Genomic DNA, 19,817 nt, shown 5'->3' with positions numbered 1-19,817 from the left:
TCGCCGCGCAGGACTAACAGGTCCGCTGCGGCGAAGGGTGTGGGCAGACCATTTAACCTATCGGGGGAACATCATGTCCAAATCACACGCCGCCAAGGCGGCCCTTCTGCTCGGCACCGCGTTCGGCGCGATCGCCAGCATCGGTTCGGCGAACGCACAGGACGCCGCGGCGCCTGCAGCCGCGGTTCAGGCCGCGCCAGAGAGCGACAGCCTCGGCGATATCGTTGTTACCGCGCAGCGTCGCAGCGAGAACCTGCAGAAGGTCCCGGTCTCGGTCGGCGTGCTGTCGGGCGCCGATCTGCGCACCTATACCTCCGGCGGCAGCGACACGCTGCTCGAACTCGCCAACCGCGTCCCCGGCCTTTACGCCGAGACGACCACCGGCAAGATCTTCCCGCGCTTCTACATCCGCGGCCTCGGCAACATCGATTTCTACCTCGGCGCGTCGCAGCCGGTGTCGATCATCCAGGACGAGGTCGTGCTCGAGCATGTCGTGCTCAAGTCGAACCCGGTCTATGACGTCAACCAGATCGAAGTGCTGCGCGGGCCGCAGGGCACGCTGTTCGGCCGCAACACGACCGCGGGCATCATCAAGTTCGACACCAACCGTCCGACCAACGAGTTCACCGGCCGCGCGACCGCGTCCTATGGCAGCTACAACACCGTCAGCGTCGATGCCGGCGTGGGCGGCCCGATCGTCAAGGACGTGCTGAGCTTCCGCGTGTCGGGCCTGTACCAGCGCCGCGACAACTGGATCGACAACACCTATACCGGCCCGAGCGACGACGGCACCGTCGGCGGCAAGGACAAGCTCGGCGGCTTCGAAGAGAAGGACATCCGCGTCCAGCTGATGCTGACCCCGCCCGAGACCGGCTTCACCGGCCTGGTTTCGGCGCATGCGCGTGATTATTCGGGCACTTCGACGATCTTCCATCGCGGCGCGATCCTGCGCGGCTCGAACGACGTCAGCGCGGCACCGCGTGCGAGCGTCGCGCTCGACGAGGGTGCGGGCAACCGTCAGGCGTACAAGACCTATGGCGGATCGTTCAACGCGAAGAACGATTTCGGCGCGGTCACGCTGACCTCGATCACCGCGTACGAGACCACCAAGGGCTATAGCCGTGGCGACACCGACGGTGGTGCCGCGAGCAACTTCGCGGGCGGTAAGTTCTACGGCGAGAGCCAGGGCCGCGTGCGCGATCTCGATCAGCTGAGCGAGGAAGTTCGCCTCGCCAGCAACGGGACGGGCCGCTTCAAGTGGCAGATCGGTGGGATCTACTTCGAATCGCGTGACACGACCGAGTTCGACCAGCGCGGCTTCTTCCTGCTCAACAATTCGTTCGGCACCAATCCCAACCCGAACAACTTCGTCGTCCTGCGCAACACCAACACGTCGTATGCCGGCTTCGGCCAGGCAAGCTATCAGATCCTCCCCAAGCTGACGCTGACCGGCGGCGTGCGCGTGACCTATGACGAGAAGAAGACGCGCCTCGTCACCCCGCCGCGCACCGCAGCGGGCGTGTCGACCTTCCCGGCGACTGCGGCGACCAACGTCCGCCTCGCCGACACCCAGCCGAGCTGGGAAGCGAGCCTCAACTATGCGGTCGATCCCGACGTCAACGTGTTCGCGCGCGTCTCGCACGGCTTCCGCGGGCCGACGATCCAGGGCCGCAACGCGGTGTTCAGCTCGGCCTTCGTGACTGCGGGCTCGGAGACGATCACGTCGTACGAAGCGGGCTTCAAGTCGAACCTGTTCGGCAATACGCTGCGCTTCAACGCGACGGGCTTCTACTACAAGGTCCACAACATCCAGCTGAACGGCAACGACGCCAACAATAACGGCCTGCTGTTCAACGCCAATCAGGCGCAGGCCTGGGGCGGCGAGGCCGAGCTGACGTGGCGCCCGGTGCGCGACTTCACGCTGGGTCTTGGCGGCAGCGTGCTGCACACCGAGATCAACGACACCCGCGTCTATACCCCGGCGTGCTTCCTCAACGGCGCGCTGACCTGCACCGTGCTCAACCCGACGATCGCGATCCGCAACGCCGCAGGGGTTACGACCGCGACGCTCGCGCAGATCAACGGCAACGCGCTCCCCAACGCGCCGAAGTATCAGCTCGATGCGAACGCGCGCTACGACTTCCCGCTCGGCAATGGCGGCAAGCTGTTCGTCGGCGGCGATGTGACGCTGCAGGGCTATACGAGCTTCGTACCGTACAAGACGGTCGAATATACGTCGGACGGCACGTTCGAGGCTGGTCTGAAGGCTGGGTATACTGCGCCCGACGGCAAGTATGAGCTCGCGGTGTTCTCGCGCAACGTCACCAATGAGAAGAACCTCAAGGGCGTGCTCGACAACTACAATGCGGCCGTGTTCAACGATCCGCGGATCATCGGCGTGTCGCTTAGCGGCAAGTTCTGATCGGGTAGGGCCGGTGTGCGGGCGTCAGGCACATCGGCCGCTTCGTTCGCTGGGCTCTTTCCCGGCCGGCGGGGCGTGATCGATCACACCGCGCGACGGCCCTCTCGGCATCGTGTCGGGGGTCGCTGTCGGTAAGGCGTAGCCCTATCTCGAACGCGATCTCCCCGCAGCCGGGGCACTGTCCCGGCTGCGTGGGAGAGCGGCCAACCGTACGCAATCGTCACCGCATCCGGAAAACGCCGGTATACTCGCTGTCGGCGTCCGCCAAGGTCGTGCTGCTGAACTGATACGTCCCACCCGGCCGGCTCAGGGGCGCCTCGAGCCGCACCGTCGCGCGCTCGCCTGCCGCGAGGACGATCTGGCCGTCGCCCGCCAGGCCACGATCCTCGCGCGCGAGACGCGCTGCGCGGAAGAACGCCTTCTGCGTCAGGTTGTGGCCCTTGTCCGAGCGATTGGCGATGCGCAGCACGTACGAACCGCCGCGGCGCAACACGATGGTGCGTGGCACAAAACCGTGGTCGGTCATGGTGATCGCCACGGATTGCGGCGCGCGTGCGGTGGGCGTCTGGGCAATGGCGGGCGTGGCGATTGCCATCAGGGCAAGCAGGGCGGTTTTCATTGCATGTCTCCGTGTCGAATCTGGAGACGCAAACGGCGCAGCGCTGGGCTTCGTTCCGCGCGATTCCGATGGTCCGCCGGCGATCGCCGCCTAGCCGACCAAGGTGCGCGTTGCCGCCTCGACATCGCTCTGGCGCATCAGCGCCTCGCCGATCAGGAAGCAGCGGATGCCGTGCTCGGCCATCGCGTCGAGATCGGCCCGCGTCGTCAGCCCGCTTTCGGCGACGAAGGTGCAGTCCTTCGGCGCCTTCGACACCAGCTCGTACGTCCGCGCGAAATCGACGGTGAAATCGCGCAAATTGCGGTTGTTGACGCCGATCAGCCGCGACTTGAGCTTCATCGCGCGCTCCATCTCTGCCTGCGAATGGACTTCGACCAGCACGTCCATCCCGCATTCGATCGCGCTCGCCTCGATCTCGGCGAGCGTCACGTCATCGAGCGCGGCCATGATCAGCAGGATCGCATCGGCGCCGATCCCGCGCGACTCGGGCACCTGCCACGGATCCACCATGAAATCCTTGCGCAGCACCGGCAGGTCGCACACGTCGCGCGCCGCGCTCAGGAAGCCGTCCGCCCCCTGGAACCAGGCCTCGTCGGTCAGCACCGACAGGCAGGTCGCGCCGCCGGCTTGATAGGCGAGGGCGTGCGCCGGGGGATCGAAATCCTCGCGGATCAGGCCCTTGGACGGGCTCGCCTTCTTGATCTCGGCGACCAGCGCGTAGCCGCCCGCTGCCGCGCGCGCATCGAGCGCGGCGCGGAAGCCGCGTGGCGGCGACTGGGCGGCGATCCGCGAATCGAGCTCGCTCAATGCCGTCGTCGCCTTGCGCGCGGCGACGTCGGCGCGCTTGGTTTCGAGGATACGGTTCAGAATATCGGTCATGAATAGGCGATCCAACGATCGAGCAAGGCGTTCGCCGAGCCGCTGTCGAGCGCTTCGGCAGCGGTGGCGACACCTTCGGGAAGGGTGTGCGCGGTGCCCGCGACGATCAGCGCGGCGGCGGCGTTGAGCAGGACGGCGTCGCGATACGCGCCATGCTCGCCGGTGAGAAGGCGGCGTAGCGCCGCGGCGTTGTGCGCCGCATCGCCGCCGCGGATCGCGCTGACCGGGTGGCGCGGCAGGCCGGCATCCTCGGGCGTGATCGTGCGCGGGAGATCGATCGCGCCGACTGCAACCGCGATGCTCGGCCCCGCGCTCGACAGTTCGTCGAGCCCTTCCTCGCCCGAAACGACAAGCGCGGCCTCGGTGCCGAGCTGCTCAAGTGCGGCGGCATAGGTTGCGGCATAATCGGGGCGCGCGATGCCGATCAGCTGTCGCGTCACGCCCGCCGGATTGGCAAGCGGGCCCATCAGGTTGAAGATCGTGCGACGGCCGATCGCCTGGCGGATCGGAGTGATGCGCTTCATCGCCGGGTGGTGGTTGGCGGCAAACAGGAAGGCGATGCCGATATCGTTGAGGCTCGCCTCGGCGTTGAGCCCGGCGCGGTGCATGTCGAGCCCGAGCGCCTCGAGCGTATCGGCGGCGCCCGCCTTGGACGAGGCGGCGCGGTTGCCGTGCTTGGCGACGGGCACGCCGGTGCTCGCGACGACGATCGATACGGCGGTCGACACGTTGAGCGTGTGGTGGCCGTCGCCGCCGGTGCCGCACACGTCGACCGTGCCGGGTGGCGCTTCGATCGGCAGCAGACGCGCGCGCATCGCGCGCGCCGCCTCGGCGATCTCGATGCTCGTCTCGCCGCGGTCGGTCAGGCCAATCAGGAAGGCCGCGATCGCGTCGTCGGGGACGTTCCCGTCGAGCAGGTCGGCGAACGCCTGCGCTGCCGTCTCGCGGCTGAGCGGAGAAGACGTGTCGGGGAGCAGCGCCAGGGTGGTCACGAGCCACCCCCGGCATCCGCCAGGAAATTCCCCAGCAGGGCATGGCCGTGCTCGGTCGCGATGCTCTCGGGGTGGAACTGCACGCCGTGGATCGGCAGGCTCGCATGGCGTACGCCCATCACCGATCCGTCATCGGCGCGCGCATTGACGATCAGCGTCTCGGGCAGATCCTCGACGATCAGCGAATGATAGCGCGTGGCGGTGAAGGGCGAGGGGAGATTGGCGAACACGCCCGACCCGTCATGCGTCACGGGCGATGTCTTGCCGTGCATCAGCCCGCCGCGCACCACGCTGCCGCCGAAATGCTGGCAGATCGCCTGGTGCCCCAGGCACACGCCGAGCAGCGGCCGTCCCGCATCGGCACAGGCGGCGACGAGGCCGAGCGAAATGCCCGCCTCGGTCGGCGTCTTGGGGCCGGGCGAAATGAGGAAGCCGGTGGCGTTGCTCGCCAGCGCTTCGGCGGCGGTCATCGCGTCGTTGCGCACGACCTTCACCTCGGCGCCGAGCTCCATCAGATAATGGACGAGGTTCCAGGTGAAGCTGTCGTAATTGTCGATGACAAGGATCTGTGCGCGGATCATAGCGCGCCGCTACCGCTTTTGTGGTGTAGCGACAATGATCGAATGCGCGATCGAATGTGCGAACGAAGCCGCGCGTTCAGCTTGGATCAAGCTGGCGTGGTGGACGTTGTTGATCCTCGAGGAGAATTTTCACCATGCTGCGCCCCTTTGCCATTGCCCTGACGCTGGCCGCCCTTCCCGTCTCGAGTTTCGCGCAGACCGCCGAGCGGACCGATGCCGCCGCCAAGCAGGCCGAGTCCGGCAAGCCCCCGCTGCGGATCCGTTCTGTCACGCTGACCGGCAACCAGGCCTGTCCCAAGTCGAGCGACCCCGATGCCGAGATCGTCGTCTGCGCGCGCCAGGGTGAGCCGTATCGCATCCCCAAGGAATTGCGTGACGACAAGCCGATCCCCGCGCAGAACCAGAGCTGGGCCAATCGCGCCGCGGTCGCCGACGAAGTCGGCCGTCGTGCGGCGGGCTTGCCCGACACGTGCTCGCCGACCGGATCAGGCGGCCAGACCGGCTGCGCGATGATGCGCGCGCAGCAATATGCTGCCGAAAAGGCCGAGGCCAAGCGTCAGGCGGCAGCGATCCCCTGATCGCCGCCGGCTGATTACTGCCCGAAACTGACCTCCGCCGCGCGTGCGATCGCCTCGCGCGCGGCGGCCAGCAAAGCGCCGGCCTTGGCTTCGCATTCGCGCTGCTCATATGCGGCGACGCTGTCGGCGACGATGCCGGCGCCGGCCTGGACGTGCATCGTGCCGTCCTTGACCACCGCGGTGCGCAACACGATGCACGAATCCATCGATCCGTCGGGCGAGAAATAGCCGACACCGCCGGCATAGGCCCCGCGCACCGCATCCTCGAGCTCGGCGATGATCTCGCATGCCCGCACTTTGGGCGCGCCGCTGACGGTGCCCGCGGGGAAGCCGGCGAGGAGCGCGTCGATCGCATCATGGTCTGGCGACAGCCGGCCTACGACGTTCGACACGATGTGCATCACATGGCTGTAGAATTCTGTGGTGTAGCTCGCGGTGACCGTGACGCTGCCGGCCTCGGCGACGCGCCCGACATCGTTGCGGCCAAGGTCGAGCAACATCAGATGCTCGGCACGCTCCTTCGGGTCGGCGAGCAGGCCGACGCGATTGGCTTCGTCCTCGGCGGCGGTCTTGCCGCGCGGGCGCGTGCCCGCGATCGGGCGAATCGTCACTTCGCCGTCGCGAACGCGGACGAGGATCTCGGGACTCGAGCCGGTCAGTGCGAAACCCGGCAGGTCGAGATGGTAGAGGAAGGGCGACGGGTTGATTCGCCGCAGCGCGCGATAGAGCTCGAACGGCGGCAGCGTAAACGGCGCGGTGAAGCGCTGCGCGAGCACCACCTGAAAGATGTCGCCCGCGACGATATAGTCCTTCGCCGCCGCGACCATCTCGGCGTAGCGGCCCGGTGCGAGCGTTGGCGTGAGCGCGATCTCCTCGGCGGCGGGGGCGCGCACGGGGGCGGGGAGCTGTGCCGTGGCGAGCCGCGCGGCGGTTGCCTCGATCCGCTCGCTGCCCTCTGCGACGATCGCCTCGGGCGTGCGCGCCGCATCGGGCCAGACCGGCGCGACGAGGAACAGCGCATCGGCGAGCCGGTCGAAGATCAGGATCATCGTCGGGCGCACGAACATCATGTCGGGCAGGCCGAGCGCGTCGGTGGCGGGGCGCGGCAGGCGTTCGACCAGCCCGATGGTCTCATAGCCGAAATAGCCGACGAGACAGGCGAGCGCGCGCGGCAGCTCGGCCGGCACGTCCATCCGGCACGACGCGACGAGCGCGCGCAAAGCGTCGAGCGTCGGCGCATCGCACGGTGCAAAGGCCTCGCGGTCGGTCAGCCAGTGCGGGTTGATCGCGGCCTCGGCGCCGTGCGCGCGGAACACCAGATCGGGGGCCAGTCCGATCAGGCTGTGCCGCCCGCGCGTCTCGCCGCCCTCGACCGACTCGAGCAGGAAATCGCCGCGCCCGGGCTCGATCAGTTTCAGCGCTGCGGCGACCGGCGTCTCGGTGTCGGCGACCTGGCGCTGCCAAAGCAACGCTGGCTTGCCCGCCGCGAGCGCGGCGCGTGCGGCGATGCGGTCGGCGCGATCAGGGCTGCTGGTCATCTGCGCTCACGCCACCCAACAATTGCGCCTTGAGCTTGGCGATCGCCAGCGCATTGCGCTTGGTGCCGACGGCATTCTGCACCGCCTTGCCGAACTGCGCGACATATTCGCGGCCGATCACGCTGCCGATATCGCTCTGCGTGCCAGCGATCACCTTCGCGTTGCCGGACGCGTCGCCCGAGGTGATCGTGTCGAGATGGACGATCAGATAGCCCGCATTGTTGGGGGCCTCGAGCAGCTTGGTCGTCTTGGGCGCCATCGCGAAGAGCATCTGCAGCGGGGCGGGGACGGCGCGCGGGTTGGCGAGCAGCTCGGCGCGGGGCCCCGCGATCGGGCGGAGCGGCGGCAGCTTGAGCTTGGTCGCGGCGAACGCCTGCGCGAGCGGCATGCCCTTGTTCGCCGCGGCGACGACACCGGCGGCGATCTGGCGGACCGCCTTCTGCGCGCGCGCCAACTCGAAATCGCGGATCACGAGGTCACGAATCTGCGCGAGCGGCCGCGGTGCGGCCGGCACGATCTTGTCGAGCGTGATGAGCGCGAAGCTGCCGTCCTGGCCGAGCGGCACGGTCTGCGGCGAATCACCGGCATGTGCGGCGAAGGCCGCGGTGAGGATCGGCGCGATCGCGGGATCAGGCTTGGCAGTGGGATTGGCGACATCCTGCCCGGATGCAAGCAGCGCGGCCGTGGTCTGCGCGGTCAGCTTCTGCTGCGCGACGATGCCGTCGAAGCTCGTCTTGGACAGCGTATCCTCGAACGTGTTGCGCTTCTCGGTGAGCAGCGCCGCGGTCTTCTGCGTCGTCAGCGTCTTGGTCAGTTCGGGCGTCGCGGCCGCCAGCGTGGTGGCGGGGCGGACGCGCTGCTTCTCGACCTTGAGCACGATGAAGCCGAGCGGCGCGCGCAGCGGACCCGCAACATCGCCAGCCTTGCCGGCAAACGCCGCGCTAGCGATCTGCGGCGAGGATTGCGCAGCATAGTCGGCCTTGGTGGTATCGGTCAGCGTCACCGGCTCGAGCCCGGCGGCTTTTGCCGCCTGGTCGATGGGCGTGCCGGCACGCACCTTGGCGGCAAGCGCATTGGCGGCGGTCTGGTCGGCGACCACGACCTGGACGATCGTGCGGAGGTCAGCTGCGGCATATTTGGCCGACTGCGCCTTATAGGCAGCGGCGATCTCGGTGGCGTTTGGCGTCGCTGCGGCTGCAACGCTGGCCGGGCTGACGAGCGCGTAGCGCACAACCCGCCGCTCGGGCACGCGGTAGCGCGACGCGTTGCGGGTGTAATAGGTGGTGAGCTCGGCGTCGGTCGGCACGGCGCCGGCAGGCACCGCCTGCGACGGGATGAAGCCGATCGTCCCGGCGCGCTTTTCGAGCAGCAGGCTGGCGTAAGGGAGCGCGAGCTGCAGCGGGACCTGGCTGGCCTTGAGTGGCGACTGCCACAATTGCTTGACCAAAATCTGGTCGGTCGTCTGCAGCCGGACGTCGGCGTCGGTCATGCCGATCTGGCGCAGCACGCCTTCATACTTCTCCTGGCTGAACTTGCCGTCGAGCCCCGAAAGGCCCGGCTGCGCGGCGATCACCGCGTCGACCGCAGGCTTGCCGACGACCATGCCCTGCGCCTGCGCATATTGGCGATAGGCGGTCGAATCGATGAGCCGCTCGAGCGTCGCGTCGAACCCGCCGCCGGCCACGAACTGCGCCATGTCGAGCGTCGGCTGCTGTTGGCGATAGCCATCCATGTCGCGCTGAACCGCGGTCTGAAGCTCGGCGACCGAGATCGTCTTCTTGCCGACGGTTGCGACGATATCGCCCTTGGCGACCGGGTTGGCGCTGCCCGACAGGCCGGCCCGGTCCCCGAGCACGAACCCCAGGCCGAGCAATGCGACGAAACCGAGCGCGATCGCGCCTCCGAACCGGTGGGCAATCATTCGGCGGAAAAAGCTGAGCATGGTCGGAAACGGCCAATCTGTCTGGAGCGGTAACGCGCCGCTTTAGGCGGCGCGCGAGGCGGCATCAACCCGGGGCTTGGACTTGTGCCGCGCGCGCGCTTCGGTATCGCTGTCCGGCGAGGATCAAACAGGGAGAGACGCAGAATGGCGCGACGCAAGCTGGTAGCAGGCAATTGGAAGATGAACGGCAATCATGCCGCACTCGCCGAATTGGTCACGATCGCAGAGGCCGCGCGTGGCGCGCCGTTGGTCGATGTGTCGATCGCCCTGCCGGCGACGCTCATCGCGCCCGCGGTGGCGCTGGTTCCGGGCTTCGCGTTCGGCGGGGAGGATGTCCATGCCGCCGAAAGCGGCGCGCATACCGGCTGCCTGTCCGCCGCGATGCTGGCCGAGGCCGGGGCGGTCTTCACGATCGTCGGCCATAGCGAGCGCCGCGCCGACCAGGGCGAGACGAGCCAGGATGCCTGGGCCAAGGCGAGCGCGGCGCATCGCCACGGGCTCGGCGTGATCCTGTGCGTCGGCGAGACCGATGCCGAGCGCGACGCCGGCCGCGCCGCGCGCGTCGTCCAGGCGCAGATCGAGAAATCGGTGCCCGATCTCGCCACGGGCGACTGGCTGACGCTGGCGTACGAGCCACGCTGGGCGATCGGCACAGGCCGCACCCCGACGCTCGACGAGATTGGCGAGGTCCATTCGATCGCGCGCGCCAAGCTGCGCACGCTGGTTGGCGATGCGGCGGACGGGATCCGCATCCTCTATGGCGGGTCGGTGACAGGGGCGAATGCGGCGGCGATCCTCGAGACCGAGGATGTCGACGGCGCGCTGGTCGGCGGCGCGAGCCTGACGGCGGCGAAGTTCGTGCCGATCATCGAAGCGGCCTGAGGCTTCGGCATGGCGCGGCGGCTCAAGGTATTCGTCGTACCGGCGGGGTTCCACGACGCCTATGTCGCCGCGCCAAGCCGCAAGGCGGCGCTCGCGGCGTGGGGGAGCGAGCACGATCTGTTCGCGCGCGGAATCGCGCAGGAAGTGGCCGATCCCGCGCTGACCGCCGAGCCGCTCGCGCATCCGGGCGAGGTGATCAAGCGGTCGCGCGGGACGACCGTCGAGCAGATCGCGGCGCTGCCGGCTGAACCGGCAAGGGTGGCGAAGGCGGAAGCGCCGGACGATCCACCGACAACACGCGCGATGACCGGGAGGGGCCCAGCCAAGCGCGCGGCTTCGGCGTTGCGAAAGACCGAGCCCAAACCCAAACCCAAACCCAAACCCGCACCGGCGCCCAAACCCTCGAGCGCTGCCCTCGCCGCAGCCGAACACGCGCTGGCCGATCTCGAAGACAGCTACCGCGACGCCGATGCCAAGCTTGTCGCCCGCCAACACGCGCTCGACCGCGAACGCCGTGAGTTCGATGCGAGGCACGACCGGGATAGCAAAGCCCGCAATGAGGCCCTCGCCACCGAGCGCGACCGCTACGATGCGGCCGTGGCGCGCTGGCGGAAGGGGCGGGGTGCCGGTTGATCCTTCGAAGGGCGGCGCCGAGTCCTTGACGCGATCCACCCCAGGACGCGACATTTATAGCGACGATCGTTTCCGGTGTCGGGCCAATGCATCCGTGAGGATCCGGCGATTTCCCGCAGCTTCACGGGAATGTCACGACGGATGAGTGTTAGGGCAGCGACCTCCGCCTTCGCTCAACCCCGGACACTCAGGAGGGCGATCGATATCCTCGCAAGCCGCCATTCCGTCAGCGCGATCTTTCCATTTCTCCCTGTCCAAGTGGCGATTTCACGAAAAGGCACTCGGCAACCGATTCTGGGGAAGCGGGTGGCCCGGCCCCCAAGGGCGCGATCCCCGGGGCGACTGTCCCGTCGCGCGTCCCATTGTGGGAAGCACGGAGCGCTAACAGATCGTCATCGTGAAGATCTGTTAGCGCCGCTTCACCCCAGCCCGAGTCTCCTGGACCTGCTCAAATCGCCCGAGCGTAGCGCGGTGCCGGACTGCCGACCTGCGTGTCGCCGAACAGTGCCCCCCGTGCCGCGTCGTAAGCGGTCCAGAGATCGGCATTGTGGACGGACGGAAGGGTCACCGCCTCGCCAGCATCGAAACCGGCAAGCGCCGCGTCAACAAGGTTGTCGGTCGTCATCACCGCCGCAGGATCGAACGCCGAAAGCGGAATGCCGGATTGGTCGTAGAACTCGGTTGCCGTACCTGCCGGAAGAACAACCTGAACGCGAACGCCGGTACCCTCCAACTCGCCTTGCAGCCCACGGCTGAACATCAGCACGTAGCTCTTGGTCGCGCTGTAGAGCGTCGTGATGGGAAGCGCGTGCAGTGCCATGACCGATGCAATGTTGATGATCGCACCGGCATCCCGCTTCAGGAACGCAGGCAGGACGGCGCGGGCCAGTCGGGTCGGCGCCACGACGTTGAGCGCGATCGTCGAGGCCGTATCGGCATCGGACATATCGGCGGTACCACTAAGCTTGCCGTTGCCCGCGTTGTTCACCAGCAGCGCGATCCGCTCGTCGGAGCGTAGCAGGTGCTCGACCTGTGCAAGGCCGGTTTCCCCGGTCAGGTCTGCCTCGATCGCCCGAACCTCGATCTGATGCGCGGCTGACAAGGTGTCCGCCAGCTTTTGCAAGCGATCGATCCGGCGCGCGACCAGCACCAGATCATAGCCTCGCGCGGCGAGGCGATCGGCATACATGGCACCGATTCCGGAGGACGCTCCGGTGATGACGGCAACGGGATTGGCTGATGGCATTGGAACGACCTCGATATTCTTTAACGGTCATAAAAGAATGGATCGGTTGCTTCGTTCTGTCAAACGTTGTTTAATGGCCGTTATGGAAGCCCCATCCAACAGACCGAGTGGGCGGCCACGCGGTTTTGATCGAGATGCTGCGTTGGACAGCGCGATGCGCTTGTTCTGGCGACACGGCTATGAAGGTGTTTCGTTCCAGCAGCTTACGGCGGTATTGGGGATCGCGGCGCCGAGCCTATATGCTGCGTTCGGCAACAAGGCGGCACTCTATCGCGAGGCGCTCGACCGGTATTCGGATATCCGCGGCGCCTCTGACCTATCGTTCATGGATGCGGCGGAGTCGCTCCGGGAGGCGGTGCACTTTCTGCTCGACGGCACAGCTCGGGGATTGCTCGATCCAGCCGGAGAGATTGGTTGCATGCTCAACACCGGGATGATCGCCAGCCATCCGGATCATGCCGAGCTGGCACAGGAACTGGTCCAGCGGCGTGCCGCATTCCGCACCCTGCTCGCGGGAAAATTGCTGTATTGGGTGACGGCACAGCAGGCCGATCGTCTGTCGCGTTTTATCACGGCTGTCATGCAGGGATTGGCCATCCAAGCGCGTGACGGATACAGTCTCGACGAGCTGCAAGAGGCTGTGGGCGTAGCACTTGACGCCGTACCGGCCACCGCTCCGCTGACATCCCGATAGACTTTGATCGAGTGAAGCAGGCGCGCGCGTTCCTTTCCGATCTAAGGTTGATTCTTCGAACGCCGTCCGCGCCTCGCGGCATTTGGACTGCCAAACGGGTTTCGGCGGGGTTTGCGAACTACGAGACTGATCGGCTGGCAGCCTAAGCCAAACCGTCGCGATGAGGCCGCCCGTCGCGTTTCCACCAGATGCAGACATGCGCGGTTCAGTCGCCGTGGCGGGGACGGCGGCAGCCATTCTCCCGATACGGGGCGTCGACCACCGGACGGGCTATCACACCGGCGGCGGGACCAACCCGATCAGCTTCATCGCCACCGCTTGCGCCACCATCGTCACCAGCCAGAACAGACTGTCCGCCACGATTCGGCGCGGTGGCGCGGCGTGATAGCGCTGCGTGACTGCCACCACCGGCAGCACGAACCCCGCCCAGATCACCACCGCGCTCCCCACCGCCATGATCCACGGCGCGGCCTTGGGCGGGGCGAGGATCAGCGCGCCCGCCAGGATCGAGGCGAACCAGAACAGGCCGAGCGCGGCGACGACGATCGTGCCGCGCGCCACGCGACCGCGCCCGAACGCCACGTGATAGCCCGCGCCCAGCAGCAGCCCGATCAGCGTCGCGACGAGGATCGGCACGAGGTTGGTCAGGATGTAGATCATGCCGGGAAGCGCCCTTTGAGCATCGCCCACGCCGCGCGCAGGCCGAGCGCCTCGCCGCCCTTGGGGCGACCGGGCTTCGCACTTGGACGCCAGGCGAAGGTATCGAAATGCGCCCAGGGCGTGCCCTCTGGAACGAAGCGGCGCAGGAACAGCGCGGCCGTTACCGATCCTGCGAAACCGCCGTCGGGGGCGTTGACGAGATCGGCGATGTCCGATGTCAACATGTCGTCATAGCCGTCCCACAAGGGCAGCCGCCATAGCCGGGTCGCCAACCGCCGCCCCGGCTGCGAGCAACGCCGCCGCGAGTGCTTCGTCATTGGCGAAGGTCGCGGGCAGATCGGGCCCGAGCGCGACGCGCGCCGCGCCGGTGAGCGTCGCGAAATCGAGGATCAGCGTCGGGTTTTCCTCCGCCGCACGCGTCAGCGCGTCACCGAGCACGAGGCGCCCTTCCGCGTCGGTATTGGTGTTCTCGACGGTCAGCCCTTTTCGCGTGTGCAGCACGTCGCCCGGACGGAAGGCATTGCCCGAGATGCTGTTCTCGACCGCGGGGATCAGCAGGTGCAGCCGCACCGGCAGCCGCGCCGCCATCACCAGCCCGGCAAGTGCGAGCGCATGCGCCGCGCCGCCCATGTCCTTCTTCATCAGCCGCATCCCCGACGACGGCTTGATGTCGAGCCCGCCTGAATCGAAGCACACGCCCTTGCCGACGATCGCGATGCGGGGATGTGCGGGATTGCCCCATTCGAGCTCGATCAGCCGCGGCTCGCGCCCGCGCGCAGCGGCCTGGCCGACCGCATGGATCATCGGATAGCCCTTTTCGAGCGCGTCGCCCTTGGTGACCGAGGCGGTCGCGCCGTGCACTTGTGCGAGCTGCTGCGCTTCGGCTTCGAGCTCGGCCGGGCCGAGATCGGCGGCGGCGGTGTTGACGAGGTCGCGCACCTTCGCTGTGGCGCGCGCAAGCCTGACGGTCTCCTCGATCCGCGCGGGCTCGTTGGTGAGCAGCACGCGCGCGCCGACTGGGGCTTCGTCGCCGCTGCGGTAGCGATCGAATTTGTGCTGTGCGAGGCACCAGCCGAGCATCGCCGCGCCGGGCTCGCCCTCGGCAAGGCGATAGGTGCCTTCGGGCAATTGCTCGCCGAGCGAGGCGATCCGCCAGGGTGAGTCGAGGCTTTCGTTGCAGACGAGCAGCATCGCCCAATCTTCGGGCTTCTCGCCCGGCAGGACCGCGCGGTTGCCCGGCTTGCCGGTCAGCCGGTGGGCGGCGACCGCGGTGCGGATCCGCGGCGGTTGCGCGCCGAGCCACGCCTCCCACGCCTCGGGGCGAACGACATGGATGAGGCGGGCGGACTGGCCACGGTCGGGTTGCAGCAACGCTGCGGGGTCGAAGGTCATACCCCTTTATCGGAAGCGCAGCGCCGGGGCGCAACCCACGCGTGGTTACGCGACGGGGACGCCGTACAGGTCGTGCTCGTCGGCATCCTCGATGCTGACCGCGACGATGTCGCCCTGCTTGAGATGCCCGGCGTCGCGCAGGAAGACCTCGCCGTCGATCTCGGGCGCATCGGCCTTCGAGCGGCCGGTTGCGCCGCCATCCTCATCGACCGCGTCGATGATGACGTCGAGCGTGCGGCCGACCTTGGCCTGGAGCTTGTCGGCCGAGATGCGCGCGGTCAGTTCCATCAGGCGGGCGTAGCGCTCTTCCTTGATCTCTTCGGGCACAGGGTTGGGGAGGTCATTGGCGGCGGCGCCTTCGACCGGCTCGAAGCGGAACGCGCCGACGCGGTCGAGCTGCGCTTCCTCGAGCCAGTCCATCAGATAGGCGAAATCGTCCTCGGTCTCGCCGGGGAAGCCGACGACGAAGGTCGAGCGGATCGCGATGTCGGGCGCGATCGTCCGCCAAGTCTTGATGCGCTCGAGCACCTTGGTCTCGTTCGCCGGGCGCTTCATCAGCTTGAGGACGTTGCGGCTGGCGTGCTGGAACGGGATGTCGAGATAGGGGAGGATCAGCCCCTCGGCCATCAGCGGGATAACCTGGTCAACGTGCGGGTAGGGGTAGACGTAGTGCAGGCGCACCCACGCGCCCAATTTGCCGAGTTCGCGCGACAGATCGGTCATGTGCGCGCGGACGTCTTCGCCGTGCCACATGCGCGGCTGGTGACGGATGTCGACGCCGTAGGCCGAGGTGTCCTGGCTGATGACGAGCAATTCGCGCGTGCCGGCCTCGATCAGTTTCTCGGCTTCGCGCAGGATCGCGTCGGGGCGGCGGCTGACGAGGTCGCCACGCAAGCTGGGAATGATGCAGAAGCTGCAGCGGTGGTTGCAGCCTTCGCTGATCTTCAGATAGCTGTAGTGGCGCGGAGTTAGCTTCAGCCCGCTGTCGGGGACGAGGTTGAGGAACGCGCTCGGCGGCATCGGTGCCGCTTCGTGGACCGCGCCGACGACTTCTTCATACTGATGCGCGCCGGTGACGGCGAGGATGCCGGGGAATTTGGCGCGGATCATCTCCGCTTCCTTGCCCATGCAGCCGGTAACGATGACGCGGCCATTCTCGGCGATCGCCTCGCCGATCGCTTCGAGCGATTCTTCCTTCGCCGAATCGAGGAAGCCGCAGGTGTTGACCAACACGACGTCGGCGCCGGCATAATCGGGCGACATGGCATAGCCATCAGAGCGCAGCTTGGTCAGGATCCGTTCGCTATCGACCAGATTCTTGGGACAGCCGAGCGAGACCATGCCGATCTTCGGCGGGGAGGGGAGTGTTGTTGCCATGTGAACGGCGGCACATAGGCGTGTTCGGCGGAATTTTCCAGCGGTTGCGGTTCGGCCCTCACCCGCCCGTTATGAAACGCCGCCGATTCTGGGCTTTGCCGATCCTGCGATCGCATTTATCGTCGCACCCGAATGACATATCCTAGACCTTGGCTGGCGCTGTTGCTGCTCGCAGGATGCGCGCCCGAGCGGCAGCCGCCACCGTCTGTCGCGTTCGCCGGCCTACCAGTCAGCGGTAGCGTCGGCGACGCGCGCCGCGCCGGCTTTACCGACTGCGTCCAGCCCGATTGGGGGAGCATGCGCTGCCGTCGGCACGGCGTGATGATCTACGGCGCGGGCCCTTACGAAGCGGCGGTCGATCTGGTCGGCGGCGATGGTGGCGGCGGGTTCGACCAGCTGACGCTGTGGCAGCCGCAGGATCAATATGCCGTCTACAAGATTACCGACGTGCTCGACAGAACAGGCTGGAAGAACTGCAGCACCGGCGACGGCGAGCGCGGCGACCAGATTATCTACACGCACGCGGGGATGCCGGTCCGGGTCTCGATGGATCTGAGCTATTGGGGCAAGCGGCGGCTGCGGTTGATCCCCGAGTGGAACAAGAAGGAACGCCGCTGTTGACCGATCTTGCCTCTGAAGCGCCGCGCTCGGGCGCGACGCATTACGCGTTGGTGCCACATCCGGACAGGCCGGCAAATGCCGTCGAGGCGGTCGGTGTGGATGTCGTGTGCGATGGCGACACCGTCGTGCTCACCTTTACCGTCGCGGGCAACGAGCATGTCGCGCTGCCCGATTGGGTCACCTCGACCCGCGCCGACGATTTGTGGAAGACGACGTGCTGCGAGCTGTTCCTCGCCGCGGCCGGTGCCGCGGGCTATTTCGAGTTCAACTATTCGCCCTCTTCGCAATGGGCGGCGTATCGCTTCGAGTCGCATCGCGCGGGCAGGGCGGACCTGTCGCTCTCGGCCGATCCGCATGTCGACCGCGGCGACGACAATTCGGCCTATCTGCTCGAGATCGACCAGTCGCTCGCCGATCTTCCGGGCGGTCCGCTGCAGATGGGCCTGACCGCGGTGATCGAGGAAACCGACGGCACCAAATCCTATTGGGCGCTCGCGCATGCAGACGGCCCGCCCGATTTCCACGACCGGGATTGCTTTATCGCGACCCTCCCGGCACCTGAGCACCCATGAACTTCGGTATCGATCGCCTCCTCGCCGACCCCGCGCTGCGCGCTCCGCTTGAGGGCAAGCGCGTCGCCTTGCTCGCGCATCCCGCCTCTGTGACCGCCGACCTGACGCATTCGGTCGATGCGCTCATTGCCGCGGGGCTCAACGTCACCGCGATGTTCGGCCCGCAGCACGGCGTGCGCGGCGACCTGCAGGACAATATGGTCGAGTCGCCCGACTTCACCGATCCGACCTACGGCATGCCGGTGTTCAGCTTGTACGGCGAAGTCCGCAAACCCACCGGGCAGTCGATGGGGACGTTCGACGTGATGCTCGTCGACCTGCAGGACCTCGGCACGCGGATCTACACCTTCATCACCACGCTGCGCTACGTGCTCGAAGCCGCTGCCGAGCACGGCAAGACGGTATGGGTGCTCGATCGGCCCAACCCGATCGGCCGGCCAATCGAGGGGCTGACGCTGCTGCCCGGCTGGGAGAGCTTCGTCGGGGCGGGGCCGATGCCCATGCGGCACGGGCTGACGATGGGCGAACTCGGCCATTGGTTCATCGATCTGCTCAAGCTCGATGTCGACTATCGCGTGATCGCGATGGAGGGCTGGCAGCCCGACGCCGCGCCAGGCTTCGGCTGGCCGAGCGACCGCGTGTGGATCAATCCGAGCCCCAACGCCCCCAATGTGATGATGGCGCGCGCCTATCCCGGCACGGTGATGCTCGAGGGCACGACGCTGTCCGAAGGCCGCGGCACGACGCGCCCGCTCGAACTGTTCGGCGCCCCCGACGTGGACGCGCGCGCGGTGGTGGCAGAGATGCGTCGGCTGGCGCCCGAGTGGCTCGACGGCTGTCGGCTGCGCGACATCTGGTTCGAACCGACGTTTCACAAGCATGTGAAGGCTTTGTGCAACGGCGTTCATATCCACGCCGAAGGACCGGCGTACGATCACACCGCGTTTCGCCCGTGGCGGGTCCAGGCGCTCGCGTTCAAGGCGATCCGCGCGCTGTATTCCGATTACGATCTATGGCGCGATTTTCCGTACGAATACGCTTTCGGCAAATTGCCGATCGACGTCATCAACGGCGGACCGGGCTTGCGCGAATGGGCCGACGACTCGGGAGCGACTCCGCGTGACTTGGACGCCATGACGCAGCCGGATGAGGCGGAATGGGCCGAGTTGCGCGCGCGTTTCCTGCTCTATTGAACAATAGGACGTAAGCTACACTCGTTTCGTCGCGCTTGCGCAACGACTCGGGGCTGCCTCTGGATTCGAAGGTGGCGCTTTATCCTCCGGTATTTCAGGACAATTCCATCGATTACCGGCCCGGGGGGGGTCGTATCGTGTGCCGGAGAAACGTCGTGGAATCCGATCGTCACTTCTACATGCGCCGTGTTGTCGCAGAACGCCTTGCCGCCGCTCGCGCCGTTACCGAGGAGGGCCGCCAGCGTCGGCTGGTTCTCGTGGAGACCTATTTGCAGAAATTGCAGGCGATGCCGGCCTGAACGCCTTCTCGTGCGTCAACCGGAATCGCAGGCGACGAACGTGCCGCGATCCAGATCGCGGACAAAGCGCGATCCCACCGGGGCATCAATGAGCGCGAGCCAACTGTCGTCGCGGTTCAGGACTGCGCCCAGAGCGACATAGTTCGGGCTGTCGCCATTGCGTTCATCCACCGAGATGGCTGCATCGGTGCCACGAATGCGCCAACCACTATCGGGAAATGTGTCGCTTGCCTGCCCCAGGTCCGGCTCCTCGCGGTACAGATACCCGACCGGGCTCGTGCCAGCTACGACGCAGGCATCGACCAGGCATCGATCCCAATATTCGCGACCCGGGTCGGGTGGGGGCGGGGACGCCGTTCGATCGGCATTCCACTGCACGTCGATGATATCGCAGCGTTGAAACGAAATCGAGGCACCGATCCTGAGCTGCGGCATATCAAACGGGACATTGTCCAGGGTCCCGACCAGCGCATCGCCCTCCGCTGACGTAAGAGTGACCCACATCCGCTCGGCATCCCACTCCCACCCCCGGGGATGCGACCGAAAGATGAGTTTTACCAGATCGCCGGCTTGGAGCGCCAGCAGCTGGTTCTCGGTCGGTATGCGGAAAGTGTAGCGCGCTTCTTCAGCGATCGGTCGCGGGTCGTCGATGGTGTAGCTGCCGAGCATTCGGCGGCAGAGATCATAGACGGATCTC

Annotated in this window: 19 protein-coding genes and 1 pseudogene; 9 read left to right on the top strand and 11 right to left on the bottom strand. The window is 66.9% G+C overall.

What is annotated here, in order from left to right; translation table 11 throughout:
- Positions 1–73: 73 nt before the first annotated feature.
- A complete protein-coding gene (locus ACVWYO_RS01395) occupies positions 74–2,422 on the top strand; it encodes a TonB-dependent receptor (RefSeq protein ID WP_457348431.1) in 2,349 nt (782 codons plus the stop codon).
- A gap of 220 nt (positions 2,423–2,642) precedes the next feature.
- Here ACVWYO_RS01395 and ACVWYO_RS01390 read toward each other — a convergent pair whose 3' ends face one another.
- The 4 genes from ACVWYO_RS01390 to ACVWYO_RS01375 form a co-directional block, all read right to left on the bottom strand.
- Positions 2,643–3,041 carry a cupredoxin domain-containing protein gene (locus ACVWYO_RS01390; protein WP_457348430.1) on the bottom strand — a complete coding sequence of 133 codons (399 nt, stop codon included), beginning with the start codon at positions 3,039–3,041 and terminating at the stop codon, positions 2,643–2,645.
- A 90-nt stretch (positions 3,042–3,131) separates the two neighbouring features.
- Positions 3,132–3,920 (bottom strand): indole-3-glycerol phosphate synthase TrpC, encoded by a 789-nt coding sequence (gene trpC / locus ACVWYO_RS01385; protein WP_457348429.1) that lies wholly within the window; start codon positions 3,918–3,920, stop codon positions 3,132–3,134.
- Positions 3,917–4,912: an anthranilate phosphoribosyltransferase gene (gene trpD / locus ACVWYO_RS01380; RefSeq protein ID WP_457348428.1), complete on the bottom strand. Its 996-nt coding sequence runs from the start codon at positions 4,910–4,912 to the stop codon at positions 3,917–3,919. Before trpD ends, trpC begins: the two co-directional genes overlap by 4 nt.
- Positions 4,909–5,493 carry an anthranilate synthase component II gene (locus ACVWYO_RS01375; RefSeq protein WP_457348427.1) on the bottom strand — a complete coding sequence of 195 codons (585 nt, stop codon included), beginning with the start codon at positions 5,491–5,493 and terminating at the stop codon, positions 4,909–4,911. Before ACVWYO_RS01375 ends, trpD begins: the two co-directional genes overlap by 4 nt.
- Positions 5,494–5,627: 134 nt before the next feature.
- Here ACVWYO_RS01375 and ACVWYO_RS01370 point away from each other — a divergent pair, with 134 nt between their 5' ends.
- Positions 5,628–6,071 carry a hypothetical protein gene (locus ACVWYO_RS01370; protein WP_457348426.1) on the top strand — a complete coding sequence of 148 codons (444 nt, stop codon included), beginning with the start codon at positions 5,628–5,630 and terminating at the stop codon, positions 6,069–6,071.
- 14 nt (positions 6,072–6,085) lie between these two features.
- Here ACVWYO_RS01370 and trpE read toward each other — a convergent pair whose 3' ends face one another.
- Entirely contained in the window at positions 6,086–7,609 is a 1,524-nt protein-coding gene (gene trpE / locus ACVWYO_RS01365; RefSeq protein WP_457348425.1) for an anthranilate synthase component I, read from the bottom strand.
- Positions 7,593–9,551, bottom strand: coding sequence for a SurA N-terminal domain-containing protein (locus ACVWYO_RS01360; RefSeq protein WP_457348424.1), 1,959 nt, complete (start codon positions 9,549–9,551; stop codon positions 7,593–7,595). Before ACVWYO_RS01360 ends, trpE begins: the two co-directional genes overlap by 17 nt.
- Before the next feature lie 144 nt (positions 9,552–9,695).
- Between ACVWYO_RS01360 and tpiA the strand changes: the two genes are divergently transcribed.
- Together tpiA and ACVWYO_RS01350 are read left to right on the top strand one after the other, a co-directional pair.
- The gene (tpiA, locus tag ACVWYO_RS01355) at positions 9,696–10,433 is read left to right on the top strand and encodes a triose-phosphate isomerase (RefSeq protein ID WP_457348423.1); all 738 of its coding nucleotides are present in this window, start codon (positions 9,696–9,698) and stop codon (positions 10,431–10,433) included.
- Between the two features lie 9 nt (positions 10,434–10,442).
- Positions 10,443–11,066, top strand: a complete 624-nt coding sequence (locus ACVWYO_RS01350) for a hypothetical protein (protein WP_457348422.1) — start codon at positions 10,443–10,445, stop codon at positions 11,064–11,066.
- Positions 11,067–11,514: 448 nt separating this feature from the next.
- Here ACVWYO_RS01350 and ACVWYO_RS01345 read toward each other — a convergent pair whose 3' ends face one another.
- Entirely contained in the window at positions 11,515–12,255 is a 741-nt protein-coding gene (locus tag ACVWYO_RS01345; RefSeq protein WP_457348421.1) for an SDR family NAD(P)-dependent oxidoreductase, read from the bottom strand.
- Here ACVWYO_RS01345 and ACVWYO_RS01340 point away from each other — a divergent pair.
- Positions 12,254–13,006, top strand: coding sequence for a TetR/AcrR family transcriptional regulator (locus tag ACVWYO_RS01340; protein WP_457348420.1), 753 nt, complete (start codon positions 12,254–12,256; stop codon positions 13,004–13,006). The two genes, ACVWYO_RS01345 and ACVWYO_RS01340, sit on opposite strands and share 2 nt — an antisense overlap.
- A gap of 273 nt (positions 13,007–13,279) precedes the next feature.
- Here the strand turns inward: ACVWYO_RS01340 and ACVWYO_RS01335 are convergent, their stop codons facing one another.
- From ACVWYO_RS01335 to rimO, 3 genes and pseudogenes are all read right to left on the bottom strand, one after another.
- Entirely contained in the window at positions 13,280–13,666 is a 387-nt protein-coding gene (locus tag ACVWYO_RS01335; RefSeq protein ID WP_457348419.1) for a hypothetical protein, read from the bottom strand.
- Positions 13,663–15,058: pseudogene (locus ACVWYO_RS01330) on the bottom strand (leucyl aminopeptidase family protein). The gene ACVWYO_RS01335 and the pseudogene ACVWYO_RS01330 overlap by 4 nt, the downstream one beginning before the upstream one ends.
- A gap of 45 nt (positions 15,059–15,103) precedes the next feature.
- Complete coding sequence (gene rimO, locus ACVWYO_RS01325; protein ID WP_457348418.1) at positions 15,104–16,435, bottom strand: 30S ribosomal protein S12 methylthiotransferase RimO; 1,332 nt, start codon at positions 16,433–16,435, stop codon at positions 15,104–15,106.
- 132 nt (positions 16,436–16,567) lie between these two features.
- Between rimO and ACVWYO_RS01320 the strand changes: the two genes are divergently transcribed.
- From ACVWYO_RS01320 to ACVWYO_RS01305, 4 genes are read left to right on the top strand one after another with little or no spacing between them, the layout of a single operon-like run.
- Positions 16,568–17,056 carry a hypothetical protein gene (locus tag ACVWYO_RS01320; RefSeq protein ID WP_457348417.1) on the top strand — a complete coding sequence of 163 codons (489 nt, stop codon included), beginning with the start codon at positions 16,568–16,570 and terminating at the stop codon, positions 17,054–17,056.
- Positions 17,053–17,628 carry a DOMON-like domain-containing protein gene (locus tag ACVWYO_RS01315; RefSeq protein ID WP_457348416.1) on the top strand — a complete coding sequence of 192 codons (576 nt, stop codon included), beginning with the start codon at positions 17,053–17,055 and terminating at the stop codon, positions 17,626–17,628. Before ACVWYO_RS01320 ends, ACVWYO_RS01315 begins: the two co-directional genes overlap by 4 nt.
- Positions 17,625–18,821: an exo-beta-N-acetylmuramidase NamZ family protein gene (locus tag ACVWYO_RS01310; protein ID WP_457348415.1), complete on the top strand. Its 1,197-nt coding sequence runs from the start codon at positions 17,625–17,627 to the stop codon at positions 18,819–18,821. The genes ACVWYO_RS01315 and ACVWYO_RS01310 overlap by 4 nt, the downstream gene beginning before the upstream one ends.
- Positions 18,822–18,856: 35 nt before the next feature.
- A complete protein-coding gene (locus tag ACVWYO_RS01305; protein ID WP_457348414.1) occupies positions 18,857–19,120 on the top strand; it encodes a hypothetical protein in 264 nt (87 codons plus the stop codon).
- Between the two features lie 15 nt (positions 19,121–19,135).
- On the opposite strand, the gene ACVWYO_RS01300 is transcribed toward ACVWYO_RS01305, so the two are convergent.
- A complete protein-coding gene (locus ACVWYO_RS01300) occupies positions 19,136–19,789 on the bottom strand; it encodes an immunity protein Imm33 domain-containing protein (RefSeq protein WP_457348413.1) in 654 nt (217 codons plus the stop codon).
- Positions 19,790–19,817 lie beyond the last annotated feature (28 nt).

This window comes from Sphingomonas sp. UYP23 (genome assembly GCF_054059235.1).
This window is presented reverse-complemented; position numbering and strand designations above follow the sequence as displayed.

Excerpts from the sequence above, each read along its gene's own strand:
- ACVWYO_RS01395 (WP_457348431.1), top strand. The coding sequence starts at position 74 with ATGTCCAAATCACACGCCGCCAAGGCGGCCCTTCTGCTCGGCACCGCG.
- ACVWYO_RS01390 (WP_457348430.1), bottom strand. The coding sequence starts at position 3,041 with ATGAAAACCGCCCTGCTTGCCCTGATGGCAATCGCCACGCCCGCCATT.
- trpC (WP_457348429.1), bottom strand. The coding sequence starts at position 3,920 with ATGACCGATATTCTGAACCGTATCCTCGAAACCAAGCGCGCCGACGTC.
- ACVWYO_RS01375 (WP_457348427.1), bottom strand. The coding sequence starts at position 5,493 with ATGATCCGCGCACAGATCCTTGTCATCGACAATTACGACAGCTTCACC.
- ACVWYO_RS01370 (WP_457348426.1), top strand. The coding sequence starts at position 5,628 with ATGCTGCGCCCCTTTGCCATTGCCCTGACGCTGGCCGCCCTTCCCGTC.
- trpE (WP_457348425.1), bottom strand. The coding sequence starts at position 7,609 with ATGACCAGCAGCCCTGATCGCGCCGACCGCATCGCCGCACGCGCCGCG.
- ACVWYO_RS01360 (WP_457348424.1), bottom strand. The coding sequence starts at position 9,551 with ATGCTCAGCTTTTTCCGCCGAATGATTGCCCACCGGTTCGGAGGCGCG.
- tpiA (WP_457348423.1), top strand. The coding sequence starts at position 9,696 with ATGGCGCGACGCAAGCTGGTAGCAGGCAATTGGAAGATGAACGGCAAT.
- ACVWYO_RS01350 (WP_457348422.1), top strand. The coding sequence starts at position 10,443 with ATGGCGCGGCGGCTCAAGGTATTCGTCGTACCGGCGGGGTTCCACGAC.
- ACVWYO_RS01340 (WP_457348420.1), top strand. The coding sequence starts at position 12,254 with ATGGCACCGATTCCGGAGGACGCTCCGGTGATGACGGCAACGGGATTG.
- ACVWYO_RS01345 (WP_457348421.1), bottom strand. The coding sequence starts at position 12,255 with ATGTATGCCGATCGCCTCGCCGCGCGAGGCTATGATCTGGTGCTGGTC.
- ACVWYO_RS01335 (WP_457348419.1), bottom strand. The coding sequence starts at position 13,666 with ATGATCTACATCCTGACCAACCTCGTGCCGATCCTCGTCGCGACGCTG.
- rimO (WP_457348418.1), bottom strand. The coding sequence starts at position 16,435 with ATGGCAACAACACTCCCCTCCCCGCCGAAGATCGGCATGGTCTCGCTC.
- ACVWYO_RS01320 (WP_457348417.1), top strand. The coding sequence starts at position 16,568 with ATGACATATCCTAGACCTTGGCTGGCGCTGTTGCTGCTCGCAGGATGC.
- ACVWYO_RS01310 (WP_457348415.1), top strand. The coding sequence starts at position 17,625 with ATGAACTTCGGTATCGATCGCCTCCTCGCCGACCCCGCGCTGCGCGCT.
- ACVWYO_RS01300 (WP_457348413.1), bottom strand. The coding sequence starts at position 19,789 with ATGCTCGGCAGCTACACCATCGACGACCCGCGACCGATCGCTGAAGAA.